Annotated in this window: 15 protein-coding genes; 13 read left to right on the top strand and 2 right to left on the bottom strand. The window is 68.1% G+C overall.

The genetic code is table 11. The features are described 5' to 3' along the window. Positions 1-90 precede the first annotated feature (90 nt). From JI752_RS06085 to JI752_RS06030, 12 genes are all read left to right on the top strand, one after another. On the top strand, positions 91-3,933 hold the full coding sequence (locus JI752_RS06085; protein WP_216960729.1) for a hypothetical protein: 3,843 nt from the start codon (positions 91-93) through the stop codon (positions 3,931-3,933). Then, on the top strand, positions 3,933-4,364 hold the full coding sequence (gene gspG, locus JI752_RS06080) for a type II secretion system major pseudopilin GspG (RefSeq protein WP_216960727.1): 432 nt from the start codon (positions 3,933-3,935) through the stop codon (positions 4,362-4,364). Before JI752_RS06085 ends, gspG begins: the two co-directional genes overlap by 1 nt. A 240-nt stretch (positions 4,365-4,604) precedes the next feature. Further along, on the top strand, positions 4,605-5,771 hold the full coding sequence (locus tag JI752_RS06075; protein ID WP_216960725.1) for a type II secretion system F family protein: 1,167 nt from the start codon (positions 4,605-4,607) through the stop codon (positions 5,769-5,771). Continuing rightward, complete coding sequence (locus JI752_RS06070) at positions 5,768-7,459, top strand: GspE/PulE family protein (RefSeq protein WP_342316926.1); 1,692 nt, start codon at positions 5,768-5,770, stop codon at positions 7,457-7,459. Before JI752_RS06075 ends, JI752_RS06070 begins: the two co-directional genes overlap by 4 nt. 5 nt (positions 7,460-7,464) lie before the next feature. Continuing rightward, complete coding sequence (locus JI752_RS06065) at positions 7,465-8,223, top strand: hypothetical protein (RefSeq protein WP_216960722.1); 759 nt, start codon at positions 7,465-7,467, stop codon at positions 8,221-8,223. After that, positions 8,220-8,735 (top strand): hypothetical protein, encoded by a 516-nt coding sequence (locus JI752_RS06060; protein ID WP_216960719.1) that lies wholly within the window; start codon positions 8,220-8,222, stop codon positions 8,733-8,735. Before JI752_RS06065 ends, JI752_RS06060 begins: the two co-directional genes overlap by 4 nt. Continuing rightward, positions 8,723-9,286, top strand: a complete 564-nt coding sequence (locus JI752_RS06055) for a hypothetical protein (protein ID WP_216960717.1) — start codon at positions 8,723-8,725, stop codon at positions 9,284-9,286. The genes JI752_RS06060 and JI752_RS06055 overlap by 13 nt, the downstream gene beginning before the upstream one ends. Continuing rightward, on the top strand, positions 9,283-9,774 hold the full coding sequence (locus JI752_RS06050; protein ID WP_216960714.1) for a hypothetical protein: 492 nt from the start codon (positions 9,283-9,285) through the stop codon (positions 9,772-9,774). The genes JI752_RS06055 and JI752_RS06050 overlap by 4 nt, the downstream gene beginning before the upstream one ends. An 11-nt stretch (positions 9,775-9,785) precedes the next feature. Beyond that, a complete protein-coding gene (locus JI752_RS06045) occupies positions 9,786-12,092 on the top strand; it encodes a secretin N-terminal domain-containing protein (RefSeq protein ID WP_216960711.1) in 2,307 nt (768 codons plus the stop codon). Continuing rightward, entirely contained in the window at positions 12,089-12,568 is a 480-nt protein-coding gene (locus JI752_RS06040; protein WP_216960708.1) for a type II secretion system protein, read from the top strand. The genes JI752_RS06045 and JI752_RS06040 overlap by 4 nt, the downstream gene beginning before the upstream one ends. Positions 12,569-12,571: 3 nt before the next feature. Continuing rightward, entirely contained in the window at positions 12,572-12,952 is a 381-nt protein-coding gene (locus tag JI752_RS06035; RefSeq protein WP_216960705.1) for a type II secretion system protein, read from the top strand. A 2-nt stretch (positions 12,953-12,954) separates the two neighbouring features. Beyond that, the gene (locus JI752_RS06030; RefSeq protein WP_216960702.1) at positions 12,955-13,458 is read left to right on the top strand and encodes a hypothetical protein; all 504 of its coding nucleotides are present in this window, start codon (positions 12,955-12,957) and stop codon (positions 13,456-13,458) included. Here the strand turns inward: JI752_RS06030 and JI752_RS06025 are convergent. Continuing rightward, positions 13,435-14,229 (bottom strand): rhodanese-like domain-containing protein, encoded by a 795-nt coding sequence (locus JI752_RS06025; RefSeq protein ID WP_216960699.1) that lies wholly within the window; start codon positions 14,227-14,229, stop codon positions 13,435-13,437. The two genes, JI752_RS06030 and JI752_RS06025, sit on opposite strands and share 24 nt — an antisense overlap. A gap of 91 nt (positions 14,230-14,320) precedes the next feature. Next, positions 14,321-15,208, bottom strand: coding sequence for an EamA family transporter (locus JI752_RS06020; protein ID WP_216960696.1), 888 nt, complete (start codon positions 15,206-15,208; stop codon positions 14,321-14,323). 208 nt (positions 15,209-15,416) lie between these two features. Between JI752_RS06020 and JI752_RS06015 the strand changes: the two genes are divergently transcribed. Then, positions 15,417-15,755, top strand: a complete 339-nt coding sequence (locus JI752_RS06015; protein ID WP_216960694.1) for a DUF5339 family protein — start codon at positions 15,417-15,419, stop codon at positions 15,753-15,755. Positions 15,756-15,788 lie beyond the last annotated feature (33 nt).

Here is a 15,788-nt window from a genome sequence, read left to right as displayed (position 1 = left end):
CCGAGCAGGGGGAAGGTGGTCTTGGCAAGGCTGCCCTATGCAATCACGGAAGTAGCTGTTCAGGGGAAGGAACACGTGCAGACAACACGGATGGGCGCCTGGGGCGCGTTGGCGTTGTGGCTTGGCCTGCTTGCATGCGCACCCGCGCACGCACAGGAGACCGTATGCGCGCGCGTCAAGATCGAGATCAAGCAGGAGCTGACGCTGGAGCGGCAGGCGTTCGACGCCGAGCTTCGGATCACCAACTCGCTGCCGGTCACGCCGCTGACGGAAGTGCTGGTGGAGGTGAAGGTCACCGATGAGACCGGGCTTCCCGTGCCGATCACGCAGGACCCCAACGACCTCAGTGCGAAGTTCTTCCTGCGCCAGACGCAGAAGCAGAACATCGACAACACCACCGGCAGCGGACAGGTCGCGGGCAGCACCACGGCGTCGGTGAACTGGATGCTGATCCCGGCGCCCGGTGCGGCCGGGACCACGCCGTTCGGCAAGCGCTACCTGGTGGGCGCGACGTTGCGCTACCGCTTCGGCACCGAGACGCACGTGCTGGAGTTGAACCCGGACGCGATCACGGTCAAGCCGCTGCCGTCGCTGACGCTGGACTACTTCCTGACCCGCGACGTGATCGCGGACGATCCGATGACCGCCGAGATCGAGGCGCCGGAACCGTACACGCTGGGCGTGCGCGTGAAGAACTCGGGCATGGCCGCGGCGAAGGAACTGAAGATCAACTCGGCGCAGCCGCGCATCATCGAGAACGCGCAGGGCCTGCCGATCAGCTTCGTCATCATCGGCAGCTACGTGCAGGACCTGCCGGCAAGCAATTCGCTGCTGATCAACTTCGGCGACATTGCGTCCAGCAGCAGCAAGATGGGCCGCTGGCAGATGGAGAGCAACATCGCCGGCAAGTTCGTCGACTTCACGGCGACTTTCACGCATTCCGACGAACTGGGCGGCGCGCTGACCTCGCTGTTGCAGGCGACCAATGCGCACCTGCTGCTGCGCGACGTGCGCGTGGACCTGCCGGGGCGCGACTTCGTGCGCGACTTCCTGGCGCTCGACGGCACCGCGCTCAAGGTCTACGAGTCGGCCGGTCCGGATAGCGAAGTCACCGACCGTTCCAACGAGGCCGGCCTGGTCGCGGCCGGTGGCGGTTATCGACTGACGCTGCCGCCGACGCAGGGCTTCTTCTACGTGCGCAAGCCGGACCCGTACCGCGGGCAGAAGGCGCTGGGCCCGGTGATGCGCGCCGACGCCAAGGCGATGGCGGTCGAGAACGTGTGGCTGTCGAAGACCAAGAACGCCGATACGAAGCAGTGGGAGTACTGGTTCAACGTGTTCGACGTGAACTCGCCGGGCACCTATGAAGTCGCGTTCAACGAGCTGTCGAGCGATCCCAAGCCGCCGGTGCTGCAGTTCATCCCGGATCGCGTGGTGAAGGAAGGCGATCAGATAGGCTTCCTGGTGGAAGCCTCCAGCCCGATGGGCCGCTCGGTGACGTTGGCGGCCGAACCGTTGCCGACGGGCGCGACCTTCGTCGACCAGGGCGGTGGCCTCGGCATTTTCGACTGGGTTCCGGCCGTGGGGCAGGCGGGCGATTACCTCATCAACTACCTCGCCAGCGACGGCAGTCTGTCGGGCACGCGTTCGGCGAAGATCCGCGTGGAATCGAAAGAACCGCCGCCGGGCCCGGCGATTCCGGTGCTGTTCGCGCCGCTGGCCGGTGCCGAAGTGCCGGCGCTGCGTCCGCAGTTGCAGGTGGTGACGGGCGAGGCGAGCAACGATCCCACGCGCAACGTGCACTTCGAGCTGTACGCCGACGCGGCGATGACCGAGAAGCTCGGCGAAGGCACCGTGGTCGAGAACCCGGTCTCCGGTCAGCCGACCGGCTGGCAGCCGTCCGATGACCTGGACGACAACCGCCACTACTACTGGCGCGCGCGGGCGCTCGCCGAGGGCGACATCAACAGCGCCTGGGTGGAAGGCTCGTTCTTCGTCAATCTGTTCAACGATGCGCCGGACAGCTTCAACCTGACCGCGCCGGCGGCCGGTACGGAAGTCGATGCGCTGACGCCGATCCTGTCGTTGACCAATGCGCAGGACCGCGATGGTGATGCCATCACGTATGCGTTCGAAGTGTTCACCGACGCCACGCTGGCGCAGCGCCACGACGCCGTGGCCGGCCTGGCGCCGGATGCGAGCGGCACGACGTCCTGGACCGTGCAGGTGCCGTTGGCCAACCACGCGACGTACTACTGGCGTGCGATCGCCACCGACGAGCACGGCGCGCAGACGATGACGCCGCTGCGTCCGTTCACCGTGCACACCGGCAATGCGGCGCCGTCCGAGCCGTCGCCGGTCAGCCCGGTCAACGGCGTGGACGTCACCACCGCGGGCAACGCGATGCTGGTGGCCGCCAATGCGAACGACGTCGACGGTGATGCGCTGACCTACCGCTTCGAGATCGACACGGTCAGCACGTTCGATTCCTCCAACCGCCGCGCGTCCGATGCGATCGCCGCCGGCAGCGACGGCACGACGCGCTGGACGGCGTCGGAACTGGTCGAGAACACGCGCTACTTCTGGCGCGTGAAGGCCAGCGACGGTCGCACGGAAAGCGCATGGGCCGGCGGCGAGTTCCGCATGAACGCGGTCAACGAAGCGCCGGGCACGCCGGTGCCGGCCAACCCGGGTGCCGGTGCATGGGTCTCGACCCTGCATCCGACCTTCGAGTCGCATCCCGCGACCGATCCGGACGGCGACCTGCTGCGCTACCGCTTCGAGGTCTATCGCGACAGCGCGTTGCAGGCGCTGGTATCGAGCGGTCTGGTCACCGGCCTGAGCTGGCAGTCCAGCGGCGCGCTGGCGGACAAGGCCACGCATTACTGGCGTGTGCGCGCGGAAGACGCATCCGGTGCCGCGAGTGCGTGGTCGCCGACGATGACGTTGTTCGTCAGCACCGGCACCTACGTCGCGCCGACCATCGCGCTGTCCAAGCCGGCGACGCTGGTCGATGCACGCGACGGCAGCCCGGTGATCGCCTGGGAAGGCAGCGGTCCGGCGATCGAACCGACCGTGGCGTTGTATTACGACGCCGCCGGCTCGGGTTACGCCGGCACGCGGATCGTCGACGGCCTGCGCCAGGACGCAGGTACGCATTCGGGCACCTACGCCTGGAACACCGCGGGTGTGCCGCCGGGCGTGTACTCGATCTACGGCGTGATCTACGACGACAAGGGCATGGGCCGCGCCTATGCGCCGGGCAAGGTGGTGGTGCCGTCGCCCGCGCAGCAGGGCACGATCGTCGCCACGCCGCGAACGAGCATGAACCTGCGCGAAGGCAAGGACACCGGCAGCATCGCGGTGAGCCTGGGGCGTGCGCCGACGGCGGAAGTCACGGTGCCGGTCAGCGTCAACGACGCAAGCGAGGCCTATGTCATGCCGCGCGAGCTGGTGTTCACGCCGGCCAACTGGTCCACGCCGCAGTCGGTGACGGTGGTGGCCGTGCACGACAAGGTGCGCGACGGCGACCAGCCCATCACGGTGACCGTCGGCAAGGCGGTGAGCGTCGATCCGGACTACATCGGCGTCTCGGCCGCGCCCGTCAACGGCACCGTGGTCAACCAGGACTTCGACATCAACATGGGCCTGGCGATCACCAGCTACCAGCTGGTGAGCAAGAAGCGTGACTGGTTGACCGGTTTGTGGACCTACCGCTACCGCCCCGTGTTGACTAACATCGGCCCACGCGTGGGGGGTGTGTTCGCGATCGTGGACAAGGCACCTGGCTTCACAGTGCTCTGGGGGGCACTGACCTACGGCGCGGTCGACCAGAACGAATCGGTGGTCAGCAGCCAGGACATCATCCTGGTCGGCCAGACCGATCTGGGCAGCCAGCAGCCGCCGTTGTCGTGGATCTTGAGGGGATGGTGATGGGCAAGGGAATGCGCCGTGCAGCGGCGGGCTTCACGCTGCTGGAACTGCTGGTAGTGGTGGTGATCATCGGCGTGCTGGTGGCCTATGTCGCGCCGCGCTACTTCCAGCAGATCGGCAAGTCCGAGCGCACCGCTGCGCTCGGGCAGATCGATGCGCTGCGCAAGGCGATCGACGCCTACTGGCTCGATACGGGCCACTTCCCATCATCGGAGCTGGGCCTGTCGTCGCTGACGACGCGTCCGGAAGGCGAGAAGAAGTGGAACGGTCCTTACCTGCAAGGCCGCGTGCCGCCCGATCCGTGGGGGAATGCGTACGTGTACCGCGTGCCGGGCACGTCGGGGGACTACGACCTGTTTTCGTACGGCAAGGACGGACGACCGGGCGGCGAAGGCGATGACGCCGACATCGGTGTCGATAGCGAAGGCTAAGGGAAGGCCAACCACAACAAGAGCAAGGGGAAACGTGGGTCGCGACAACGGCGATGGGGATGCCGGACGCGGATCACGGGAATGACGGAACGGGGGGAACCATCGTTGCGCGGGTACAGGCACGGCATCCGGCGGGCCCGCCGTGATGCGTGCCATGGCACGCGCGGCGGTGGTCGCCAGGCAGGGGCATAGGCGTCCGAAGGACGCGCCAATGAAGGTCGGTTCGTGAAGCATCGGGTGTTGGTTTCCATCGCTGGGCAGTCGCAGTGGCTGGACGTGGAGGCGGATTCGATCGGCGCCGCCACCGCCAAGGCGCTGCGCATGGGCGGGCGCGTGTTGCGCATCGAGCCGGTGATGGAACGGCGTGCACCGGCGCGGGTGTCGTATTCCCCCACGGTCTTCCTGCAGGAACTGCTGACGCTGTTGCGCGCGGGCCTCAACGTGGTCGAGGCCATGGAGGCACTGGAACGCAAGGAAGCCAACGCCGGCTTCCGGCAGGTGCTGGGCCGTCTGCTCGGCGGCCTGCGCGAAGGCGTCCCGCTGTCGCAGGCGATGGCGCGCGAAGGCCTGTTGTTTCCGCCGGTGCTGATCGCCGGCGTCGCGGCCAGCGAAACCAGCGGCGGTCTGGCGGACACGCTGGACCGCTATCTCGCCTACGACGCCAAGATCAACCAGATCAAGCGCAAGGTCGCGGCCAGCGCCATCTATCCGCTACTGCTGATGGGCGTGGGCGGCGCGGTGATCCTGTTCCTGGTCGCCTACGTGCTGCCCAAGTTCAGCGTGATCCTGGAGGGCAGCGGGCGTCCGGCCGGCGGCGCGACGGCCGTGCTGCTGCGGGTGGGCGAGTTCATCCAGCAACACCCGGTGCTGTCGGGTGCATTGCTGGCCGCCGCCGCCGCGGGCTGCGCGTGGCTGGTGGCGACCGAGCGCGGACGTCGCGCGGCGCTGGCGCAGGCGACGCGCGTTCCGGTCCTGTCCGACATCTTCGTCACCATGGGCCTGTCGCGCCTGTACCGCACGCTGGCGCTGCTGCTCGACAGCGGCATCCCGCTCGTGCAGGCGATGGACATGGCGCGCGGCATCGTTACGCCTGCGCAGTCGGACGAACTCGCGCTGGCCATCACGCGACTGCGCGCGGGCCAGATGTTCACCGAATCCCTGGCCGGCACCAGCCTGATACCGCCGATCGCCGAAAGCCTGCTGCGCGTGGGCGAGCGCGGCGGCGCGCTGGCGGAGATGAGCGGCAAGCTCGCCAACTTCCTGGACATCGCGCTGGACCGCAAGGTCGATACCTTCTCGCGTCTGTTCGAACCGTTGCTGATGTCGGTCATCGGCCTGGTGATCGGCGCGATCGTGCTGATGATGTATTCGCCGATCTTCGATCTGGTGGGGAGCGTGGGCCGGTGAACGTGGACGTCACTCCGCCGCGGCCGGAACTGCGCGTCGACCAGGTGCGCGACGTGCGCACGCGCGCGCTGACGGCCGGACAGTCGTGGCTGCCGATGCTGCAGGACGAACTCGCGCTGGACGCTGCGATGTTCACCGTGCTGCTGGGCGAGTTGTCCGGCGTCGAGCCGATGCCGTCCGTGGAGTTGTACGCGGCCACGCCGGACTTCGACGTCGCCGCCTACGTGGAATGCGCGCGTCGCGATTGCGTGGTGCTGCGCGATCCGCAGCGCGGGCTGAGCCTGGTGCTGGCCGATCCGTTCGCGGAAGACACCGTGCAATGGGCGCAGTCCGCGATCCGCGAGCCTTGCGCCCTGCGGCTGGCGCATCTGGACGAACTGCGCGCGTACCTGGCCCAGGCCGAGCAGACGGTGCGTGCGACCGAAGGCAGCGTCGGCGGCCTGGGCACCGTCGATGCCGTCGGCGAAGACGAGCTGCTGTCGCTGGAGAAGATCGAGGCCGACGCCAGCCCGGTCGTGCGCGTGGTCAGCTCCATCCTGTACGACGCGCTCAAACAGGAAGCTTCGGACATCCACCTCAAGTCCACGCCCGTGGGCATGAGCGTGAAGTTCCGCATCGACGGCGTGCTGGTGCCGGTGTCGGACGTCAGCGGCGCGGACACCGCGCAGCGGATCATTTCGCGCATCAAGGTGATGTCCGAGCTCGACATCGCCGAGCGGCGCGTGCCGCAGGACGGCCGCTTCCGCGTCAAGGTGCGCGACGGGCAGGTGGACTTTCGTGTGTCGATCATGCCCAGCATCCACGGCGAGGACGCCGTGCTGCGTCTGCTCGACCGCAGCACGCTGACGGGCAGTCGCGACCAGATGCTGCAGTTGGCCGACCTGGACCTGGCGCCCGATGCGCTTTCGACGCTGCGCAGGCTGGTCGCCCAGCCCTACGGCATGGTGCTGGTGACCGGCCCGACCGGCTCGGGCAAGACCACCACGCTGTACGCCGCCATCGACGAGATCAACAGCGGCCACGAGAACATCATCACCATCGAAGACCCGGTGGAGTACCAGCTGCCGGGCGTGCTGCAGATTCCGGTCAACGAGAAGAAGGGACTGACGTTCGCGCGCGGTCTGCGTTCGATCCTGCGTCACGACCCGGACAAAATCATGGTGGGCGAAATCCGCGACGAGGACACGGCGCAGATCGCCGTGCAGGCGGCGCTGACCGGCCACCTGGTGCTCACCACCGTGCATGCGAACAACGTGTTCGACGTGGTCGGGCGACTGCTGCACATGGGCGTGGACCCGTACAGCATGGCGTCCGCGCTGGTGGGCGTGTGGGCGCAGCGCCTGCTGCGCGTGAACTGCACCGAGTGCGCGCACGCCTATCAGCCCGATGCGGAAACGCTGGCGATGTCCGGGCTGGACGCTGGTGAACTGGTCGGCAAGCCGTTGCGCTGCGGGCGCGGCTGCGGCCATTGCCGTGGCACCGGTTACAAGGGCCGCCGCGTGGTCGCCGAGTACCTGGTGATGAACGACACGCTGCGCGAGCTGGTGGCCACCAAGGCGCCCGTGACCGCATTGCGCGCGGCCGCAGCGCGACAAGGCGGCGGAAGTCTGCGTGCGGTCGCGCTGGATCTGTTCTTCCGGGGCGACACCACCCTGGCCGAAGTCAACCGCGTCACCTTCGCGGAGTAATCGTCGTGCCAAGCCCTCCCATCCACCTCTACGTCGCCAGCACCACGTGGGTCGCCCTGCGACCCGGCGACGCGGGCGGCGCGATCGCCGGCGAGCACGGCGGTGGCGAACCCGATGCGGCGGAGTGGGCGCGCATCGTGCAGACGCTGTCGACGCACTTCAAGGCGATCGGCACGGTGCGCCTGGTGCTGTCGGCGCGGCTGTGCCGCTTCCTCGTCGCGCCGTGGGTGTCGGACTGTTTCACCGGCGCGTCGATCCGCGCATCGGTGATGGCGATGTTCGCCGGACACGAAGTAAGCGACACCTCGCACCACGTCGAGATCGACTGGCCCGCTTACGGGCAGCCGGTGCCCGCGGTCGCCTATCCGCGCGCGCTGGTCGAAACCGTGCGCAACGCGCTGCAGACCGGCGGCGGCCGCGTGCAGTCCACGGTCGCCAGCGTGGTGCCGGTGCTGCGGCGCTACGGTGGCACGCTCGCATCGACGGCGAGCGCGCTGCTCGCATATGCCGAGGACGACGGCATCACCGGCATCACCCTGGAGCGGGGCCGGCTGGTGCAGGTGGAAACCCTGTCCGCGCAGGGGCACGGGCTGGCTGATGCGACGCTGTGGCTGTCGCGCAAGCGTTTCGCGTTTGCCGACGACAACGCGTTGCATTGGCTGGGTTCGGCCGCGCCGCCGGACGCGTTCGCCGGCACGCTGTTGCCCGTTCAAGGCGATGCGCCGGCATCGGCCGGTCATGCACTGGTGGCCGCATGCGCATGAGTCTTCTGCCGCGGATCGAATGGCGCCTGGGGGCGCAGCGGCCGGGTGCCCTGGCGTGCGCTCTGCTCGCATGCGTCGTGCTGACAATCGGCGTGCTCGCTTATGCGCGCTCCGGCGTGGACGCACGATTGCAGCATCGCGAACGGCAACTGGACAAAGCGATGCAGCGCCGCCCGGCGGCGACTCCGCGTCGCGCTCCGCCGAGCGAACAGCGCAGTGCGACACAGGTGCGTCAGCTCCAGTCGCAGATCGCGCTGCTCAATCGCGACTGGGTGAAGCTGCTGCAGGAGATCGTTCCCGCCAAGGGCGCGGTGCGCCTGCTGGGCGTGGACGTCAACGCAACCACCGCCGCGATCCGCATCACCGGACATGCCGGCGATTCGGCCGAAGCGAACGCCTACGCGGAGGCATTGCAGGCGCGCGGGCACGGGCTGCACGACGTGCGGCTGCTGTTGCTGGAGCGCAAGAACGGCGGCATCCATTTCGAAGTGAGCGCGCGATGGGCGCAGTAGACCCGCGGAAACTGGTGTGGGCGCTCAACCGTGGCTACCTTCGCCACGGTGCGGTGTTCGTGTTGGCGGTGGCCGGAGCCGTCGTCGCGCTGGGCCTGATGCTCTCGCTCGCGCTGGACGCCCTGCGTTTGCACCGTACCGAGCAGGCCCTGAGCGCACGCCTGGAAGCGCTTCGCGCCGCACCGCAAGCGATCGCCCAGCAGGCTCCCGACGATGCCCTGCCGTTGCCGGAGCTCTCGCAGCGTTTCCACATCAACCGCCGCATCCTCGATGCCCTCAGCTCGGCGGCAGTGGCGCCGGAGCAGATCCGCTTCAAGTTCGAGAACGTCGACGACGCGGGCTTCGTGCGGCAGACGGCGGTGTTCACGCTCAAGGCGCCGTGGAGCGAGATCGCCAAGGCGCTGGCGGCATTGCAGGCCTCGGACCGCTCGCTCTACATCGCCCGACTGCGCCTGGAACGCGAGCAGCCCGGCGATCCGCTGGTCACCGCGGAGCTGCAGGTCGCCGTCGCGCTGACCACGCCGGCAAGCGAGGGAGATCAGGCGCCGTGAAGCGCTACTTCCGGCCAATGGCGTATTCGTCGATCGTCCTGGCGGCGCTGGCGCTGTTCGGCGGCGAGTCGCCGGCCGACACCACGACGGTGGAAGCGGCGCCGGTGCGCACGACGACGGCCCCGATCGCGCGCGCGCAACGCAAGTCCGAACTGCCCACGGTGCAGGAGCGCGAGAGCGATGCGTTCCCCGCTGCGTTGTTCGCGGCTGACGCCGCGCCGCCGACACCCGTACCCGCGCCAGCTGCGCCTGCGGCCCCCGTTGCCGCCGCGCCGGCCGACCTGAAAGTGCTGGGCTGGATGCAGTCCGGGTCGGTGCCCCACGTGTTCGTGGAATGGAACGACACCAGCTACACGCTCAAGCGCACCGAGATGGTCGAAGACCTGTACCGCTTCGACGAGATCGGCGGCGGCTTCGCCAACTTCACCTATATGCCCACGGGGGAATCGCGGCGCTATGCCGTGAGCGACCCCGCGCTGCTGGAATGATCGAGGTAAGGATGCACACACGTTATGCGCGTCGCGCGCGGGGAATGCTGGTGCTGGCGGCCGCCGTGCTGCTGGCCGGCTGTGGCGCGGCGGGACAGTTCCGCAAGGCCGACCGCTTGTTCGAGGACGGCGACTACGTGCAGGCGGTCGCCCAGTACGAGGCCGTCTCCGCGGCCAGTCCCCACGATGTGCGCTACCGCCAGCAGTATCTGTTCAAGAAGCGCCTTGCCCTGGAGACCCTGTTCCGCGACGGCGAGCGCGCGCGCCAGCAGGGCAATTTCGCGCAGGCCGAGGGCGCGTATCAGACCATCCTGCAGATCGAGCCCGGCAACAGCGCGGCGCAGGAATGGCTGCGTCGCCTGGCGGCGATGCGTCGGCACAACGAAGAGTTGATGAAGATCGACGAGCTGATTGCCGCCGGTGAGCTGGACCAGGCCGAGGAGCGCGTGCGCGACGTGCTGGCCGAAGCGCCGGACAACCTGCGCGCGCAGAACAGCCTGGACCGCATCCGCACCGCGGTGGCGAGCAAGAAGGCCCGGGAGGACACCCTCGGCGAGCAGTTCCGCAAGCCCGTCACGCTCGAGTTCCGCGATGTGCCGGTGAAGACCGCGTTCGAAGTGCTGTCCAACGCGTCGGGCATCAACTTCGTCTACGACCAGGACATCCGCCCGGACCTGAAAGTCACCGTGTTCCTGCGCAAGACGCCGCTGGACGAGGCCATCCGCATGATCGGCCTGTCGACGAACCTGGAAACGCGGCCGCTCAACAACAACTCGGTGATGGTCTTTCCGCGCACGCCGCAGAAGATCAGCGATTACCGCCAGCTCAACATCCGCACGTTCTACCTGGCCAATGCGCAGGCCAAGACCGTGGCGGAAACGCTCAAGACCATCCTCAAGAGCGAGAACCTCGTCGTCGACGAGAAGCTCAACATGCTGGTGATGCGCGACAGCCCGGACGCCATCCGCCTGGCCGAACGCCTGGTCGCGCTGCAGGACATTGGCGAACCGGAGGTGGTGCTCGATGTGGAAGTGCTGGAGGTCAAGCGCTCTTCGCTGCTCGACATGGGCATCAGCCTGCCGGACGAGATCGCGTTCTCCGTGGTCGGGCCGGGGCAGACCAACACCGCATTGCCGATCAGCCAGCTGCGCAACCTCAACTCCGATTCGATCTTCGCCACCGTGCCCAATGCCACGGTGAAGCTGCACGACGAACGCTCGGACGCGAAGATCCTCGCCAATCCGAAGATCCGCGTGAAGAGCAAGGAGAAGGCGAGCATCCTCATCGGCGACAAGGTGCCGGTGATCACCTCCACGTCCACTTCGACGGGCTTCGTGTCGGAAACGGTCAACTACGTGGACGTGGGCCTGAAGCTCGAGGTCGAGCCCGCCGTCTATGCCGGCGACGAGGTTTCGATCAAGGTGAGCCTGGAGGTCAGCAACCTGGTGCGCGAGATCGTGACCAAGTCGGGCACGCTGTCCTACCAGATCGGCACGCGCAACGCGCAGACCGTGCTGCGCCTGAAGGACGGCGAGATGCAGATCCTCGCCGGCCTGATCAACAAGGAGGATCGACAGGTCGCCAACGGCTGGCCGTTCATCTCGCGCTTCCCGATCCTCAACCGCATCTTCGGCACGCAGAAGGACGACGTTCAGAACACCGAGATCGTGCTGTCGATCCGGCCGCGCCTGGTCCGTGGCGTGCGTCATGCCGGGCTGGACGAGATGGAGTTCGAGAGCGGCACGGCTTCGTATCTGCGTGGCCGCAATGGCGCGCCGCCGCCGGCCGAGCCGGAAGCCCAGGCGCCTGCCGCGACGGCGCCGACCGGCGCGGGCGCGGCGTCACCGGGCGCCGCCGTTCCGTCGGCGCTGCCGTCCGATGCGCCCGCGCAGGCGCAGCCCTTGCCGCCTTCGTCCAACGTCCTGCTGGACTGGGCAGTGCCCGGCGAGGTGCGCGCCGGCGAACAGTTCACGGCGGTGCTCAACATCAGCGCGTTGAAGGCGATCGAGCAGCTCCCCGTGCTGATCGGTTTCGATCCCAAGGTGCTGCAGGTGGTCGGCATCGAGGAAGGCATGTTCATGTCGCAGGGCGGCGGCCAGAGCACGCTGACGCAGCAGGTGAACCTGTCGGACGGAAAGATCGTCGCCACCGCGACCCGTCAGGGCACGGCGGTATCGGGCCAGGGCACGTTGCTGCAGATCAACTTCAAGGCGCTGGCCGCGGCCGACCGCACCGACGTGCGCGTGCTGTCGGCCACGCCCGCGCCGGAACAGGTCGGGCCTGCGCGCACCGCCGGCGTCGCGATCAAGGTCCGATGAGCCGGCGCCGCGCCGCGGGTTTCAGCTTCATCGAACTGATGGCGTCGCTCGCCATCATGGCGGTGCTGCTGCTCATCGCGGTGCCGGCGGCGCGCATGGCGACGCAGCGCTACCGCGAGGCCGAGCTGCGCACCGCGCTGGCGCAGATCCGCGGTGCGATCGATCGCTACAAGCGCGCGGCCGAGCAGGGCAGGGTCGAGGTCGAAAGCGGCGCCAGCGGCTATCCGCCGGACCTCACGGTGCTGGTGGAAGGCGTGGAGGACGTGAGCACGCCGGAGCGCAAACAGCTGTACTTCCTGCGGCGTTTGCCGCGCGACCCGTTCTACGCGGGAAGCGAAGCATCGCCGGAGGACACCTGGGGCCTGCGCAGTTACGACAGTCCTCCCGACGATCCGGCTCCCGGCGATGACGTGTTCGACGTGCACAGTCTTTCCGACGGCGTCGGTCTCAACGGTGTTGCCTACAAGGACTGGTGAGCGATGGATGCTTCGCGTCGACGTGGATTCAGCCTGATCGAACTGCTGGTGGTGATGGCGATCATCGCCGCGCTGGTGACGATTGCCATGCCGCGCTACCAGGCGTCGGTGCAGACGGCCCGCCTGACCGCGCTCAAGGAAAACCTGCGCATCCTGCGCGCGAGCCTGGACCGGTATTACGAGGACAAGGGCGTCTATCCCGAATCGCTGCAGGCGTTGGTGGAAGCCAATTACCTCAAGGGCGTGCCGATGGATCCGGTCAGCGAAAGCGCGCAGAGCTGGGTGCTGGTGGACGATCCCGAAGGCGAGGTCGATGGCATCGTCGACGTCCGCAGCGGTGCGCAGGGCGCAACGCCCGATGGCGTGGCTTACGCGGAACTGTGACCGTGCGACGGCAGTCGGGATTCGCCTACCTGTTCCTGCTGTTCCTGCTGGCGTTGATGGCGGTCTCGGCGCTGGCGCTGGCAAGCATCCAGCACATCGACCGGGTCCGTTCCAACGAGGCCGAGCTGCTGCGCATCGGCGACGAGTTCAGGCGCGCGATCATCCGCTATCGCGATGCCGGGATGCCGCGTGCTTATCCGCGCACGCTCGAAGAGTTGTTGCTCGACCGTCGCATGGGCCGCAACCAGCGCCACCTGCGCAAGATCTACGCCGACCCCCTGACCGGCAAGGCGGAGTGGGGCCTGGTGCTGGAGCAGGGGGCCATCGTGGGCGTCCACTCGTTGTCCGAACGCGTCCCGCTGAAGGTCTCCGGCTTCGATCCGGATGACGCGGACTTCGAGAACGCGCTGCGTTACGCCGACTGGGTGTTCAGGGCGAGTCCCGTCCCGGCCGAAATGCGCCTGCCGGGCCGGCCGCCGTCATCACAGCGCGCTGCAGGCGGTTGACTGCGCGGGACCGGCGGTCCGCTTCTGGTCCTGGCGCAGGTGCGTATGGATCAGGGCGACGAGTCGATCGCGGTCGCCGGTCCAGTACAGCACCGGCCCGCCTTTGCCATCCAGTGACGCTTCCAGCCGTGCGCTCGGGATGAAGGTGTCCGCGATCAGGACCTTCCTTCCGGTCGAGCCTTTGGTGGCCTGCCGGATCCGGTGTTCGGACAGCACCGGGGCATAGCCGTCGCTCAGCGCGACCGCGGAAACGTTGCGGTCCGACAGCGCGGCCGATACTTCCGCATCGGACAGGCGGCTCACTTCCAGTCGTTCCGCACGACGCTGCACCTGCGCCCACGCGGCGATGCCGCCGTCGATGATCCTGAAATTCTTCAGGCCTTCATCGCGCAGGCGCTTGCACAGCAGGAAGGCGTCGGAGCGGAACTTGCCGCCGTCGTAAAGCACGACCGCGCCGGGACGGTCGCGAAGCAGGCGGGACACTTCGGCCACGCTGGCGTGTTGCGCGTCGGGGATGTGGAAGGACGCGTAGTCGCTCCGGCTGCGCAGGTCATAAAGCACCGGCTTCGCGCCAAGCGCGCGCGCATCGATCAGGCAGGTTCGGTCCTCGGGCGCCAGCGGTGCCTGCGATGGCGATGCAGGTGCCTGCGCGGCCGCCAGCGGGCAGGTGGTGGCCGCGATTGCCGACGTCGGCAACGCGAGTGCGAAGGCGAGGGTGCACAGCGTGGCCGCAAGAAGCGGGCCTTTGCGGTGTCGAGCGGGTCCAGTCATTGGCGTGCGATATCGGTTCCGTCCTTGAAGCGGATTCTACGTGCCGTCGGTGCGGATGCGCGCTCGGCGCATCGCCGCTCCCGCAAGCGCGTCAGATCTCTTCCGCCGCCGGCGCGGGCCGCTGGCGGCGCAGTGCGCGCAGTGCGATCAGCAGCACGCCGCCCAGCACCATCACGCCGCCCAGCAACAGCCGCGGGCCGGGCCGGTCGCCCCAGAACGCGATGCCGAGCCCGATCGCCAGTACCGGCACCAGCAGCAGCCACGGCGTGACCTGTGCGACCGGGTAACGCTGCACCAGCACGTAGTACAGACCGTGCCCGAGCAGCGAGGACACGAACGCGGCGTAAGCCGCGCCCGTCCACGCGACCCAGCTCACCTCCGGCAATCGCGCCAGCGCGCCCGGCTCCAGCCAGGCACTGATCGCCAGCAACGGCAGCACGCTGAACACCGCCGTCCAGCCCTGCTGGCTGTAGACGTCCATGTCGCGCAGGCCCTTCATCAGCACCGTGCCGATGGCCAGGAACGCCGCCGACACCAGCATCAGCAGCAGCGACATCGGATGGTCGAGCACCATCGGATCGAACCCCAGCACCAGCACGCCGGCGAAGCTGATCGCGATCGCCAATCCCGTGCGCCATGCGAAGCGCTCGCCCAGCCACCACCACGCCAGCAGCGTGGTCATCGGCACGTAGCTCTGCATGACGATCGCGGGCGAGGAGAGGTCGCCGGCCAGCTTCAGCGCGGTGAAGCTCAACCCGAAATGCAGCACGCCGATGCACAGGCACACCGCCAGCAGGCGCGGCCACTGCCCCGGCGCCGGTCGCTTGACCAGCCACATGAGCGGCAGCGCGAGCAGCGCGAAACGCAGCGCGGTGAACAGGAACGGCGGGATCTCGCGCATCGCCAGCGCGGAGGTGAGGAAGTTCACCGCCCAGGACAGGACGACGATGAGGACCAGGATGAGATCGCGGGCGGGCATGGGGGGCTGGGGAGGTGCGCCGACGGAGGTTCGTGCGGCGGGGGAGAGCGCTTTCGCGCTGCGAGTATTTCAGCTTCGCATGCGGAATTTCCAGACGACTCTGATGGAGGGGCGGGGCGGGCACGCACAGCCTGTGAAGCGGGTCGTCTGCGCCGTCGTTCGACGCCACGCAGGCGGTCCTGCATTTCCATCACTCCCGGGAGAATCCATGAAGCACCTGCTGATCACCTTGATGTGCGGCCTCGCGCTGACCGCCTGCGCGAAGAAGGAAGACACCAACGCCGCCAACCCCACCGCCACGCCTGCCCCCGCCGCCGCTGCACCCGCCAACACCGGCCTGCCCGCCGAGTGCGAGGACTACATCAACCGCGTGAAGGCCTGCGTGGCCAAGTCGGGCGGCGAGGCGGCGGCGGCCCAGTTCCAGCAGATGCTGGACCAGTCGAAGGCGCAGTGGGAAGCCACGCCCGACAAGGCCAGCCTGGTCCCGTCGTGCAAGGCCGCGAACGACCAGTTCGCGCAAACCGCCGCGATGCTCAAGTGCGAGTGACCCGCTGACGGGCATGCCGGAGCGGCGCCTGCT

It is taken from the genome of Lysobacter sp. MMG2 (assembly GCF_016735495.2).
Taxonomy (GTDB): Bacteria; Pseudomonadota; Gammaproteobacteria; order Xanthomonadales; family Xanthomonadaceae; genus Lysobacter_J.
Note: the sequence above shows the minus strand (reverse complement) of the source record. Positions and strands in the feature narration are given on the sequence as shown.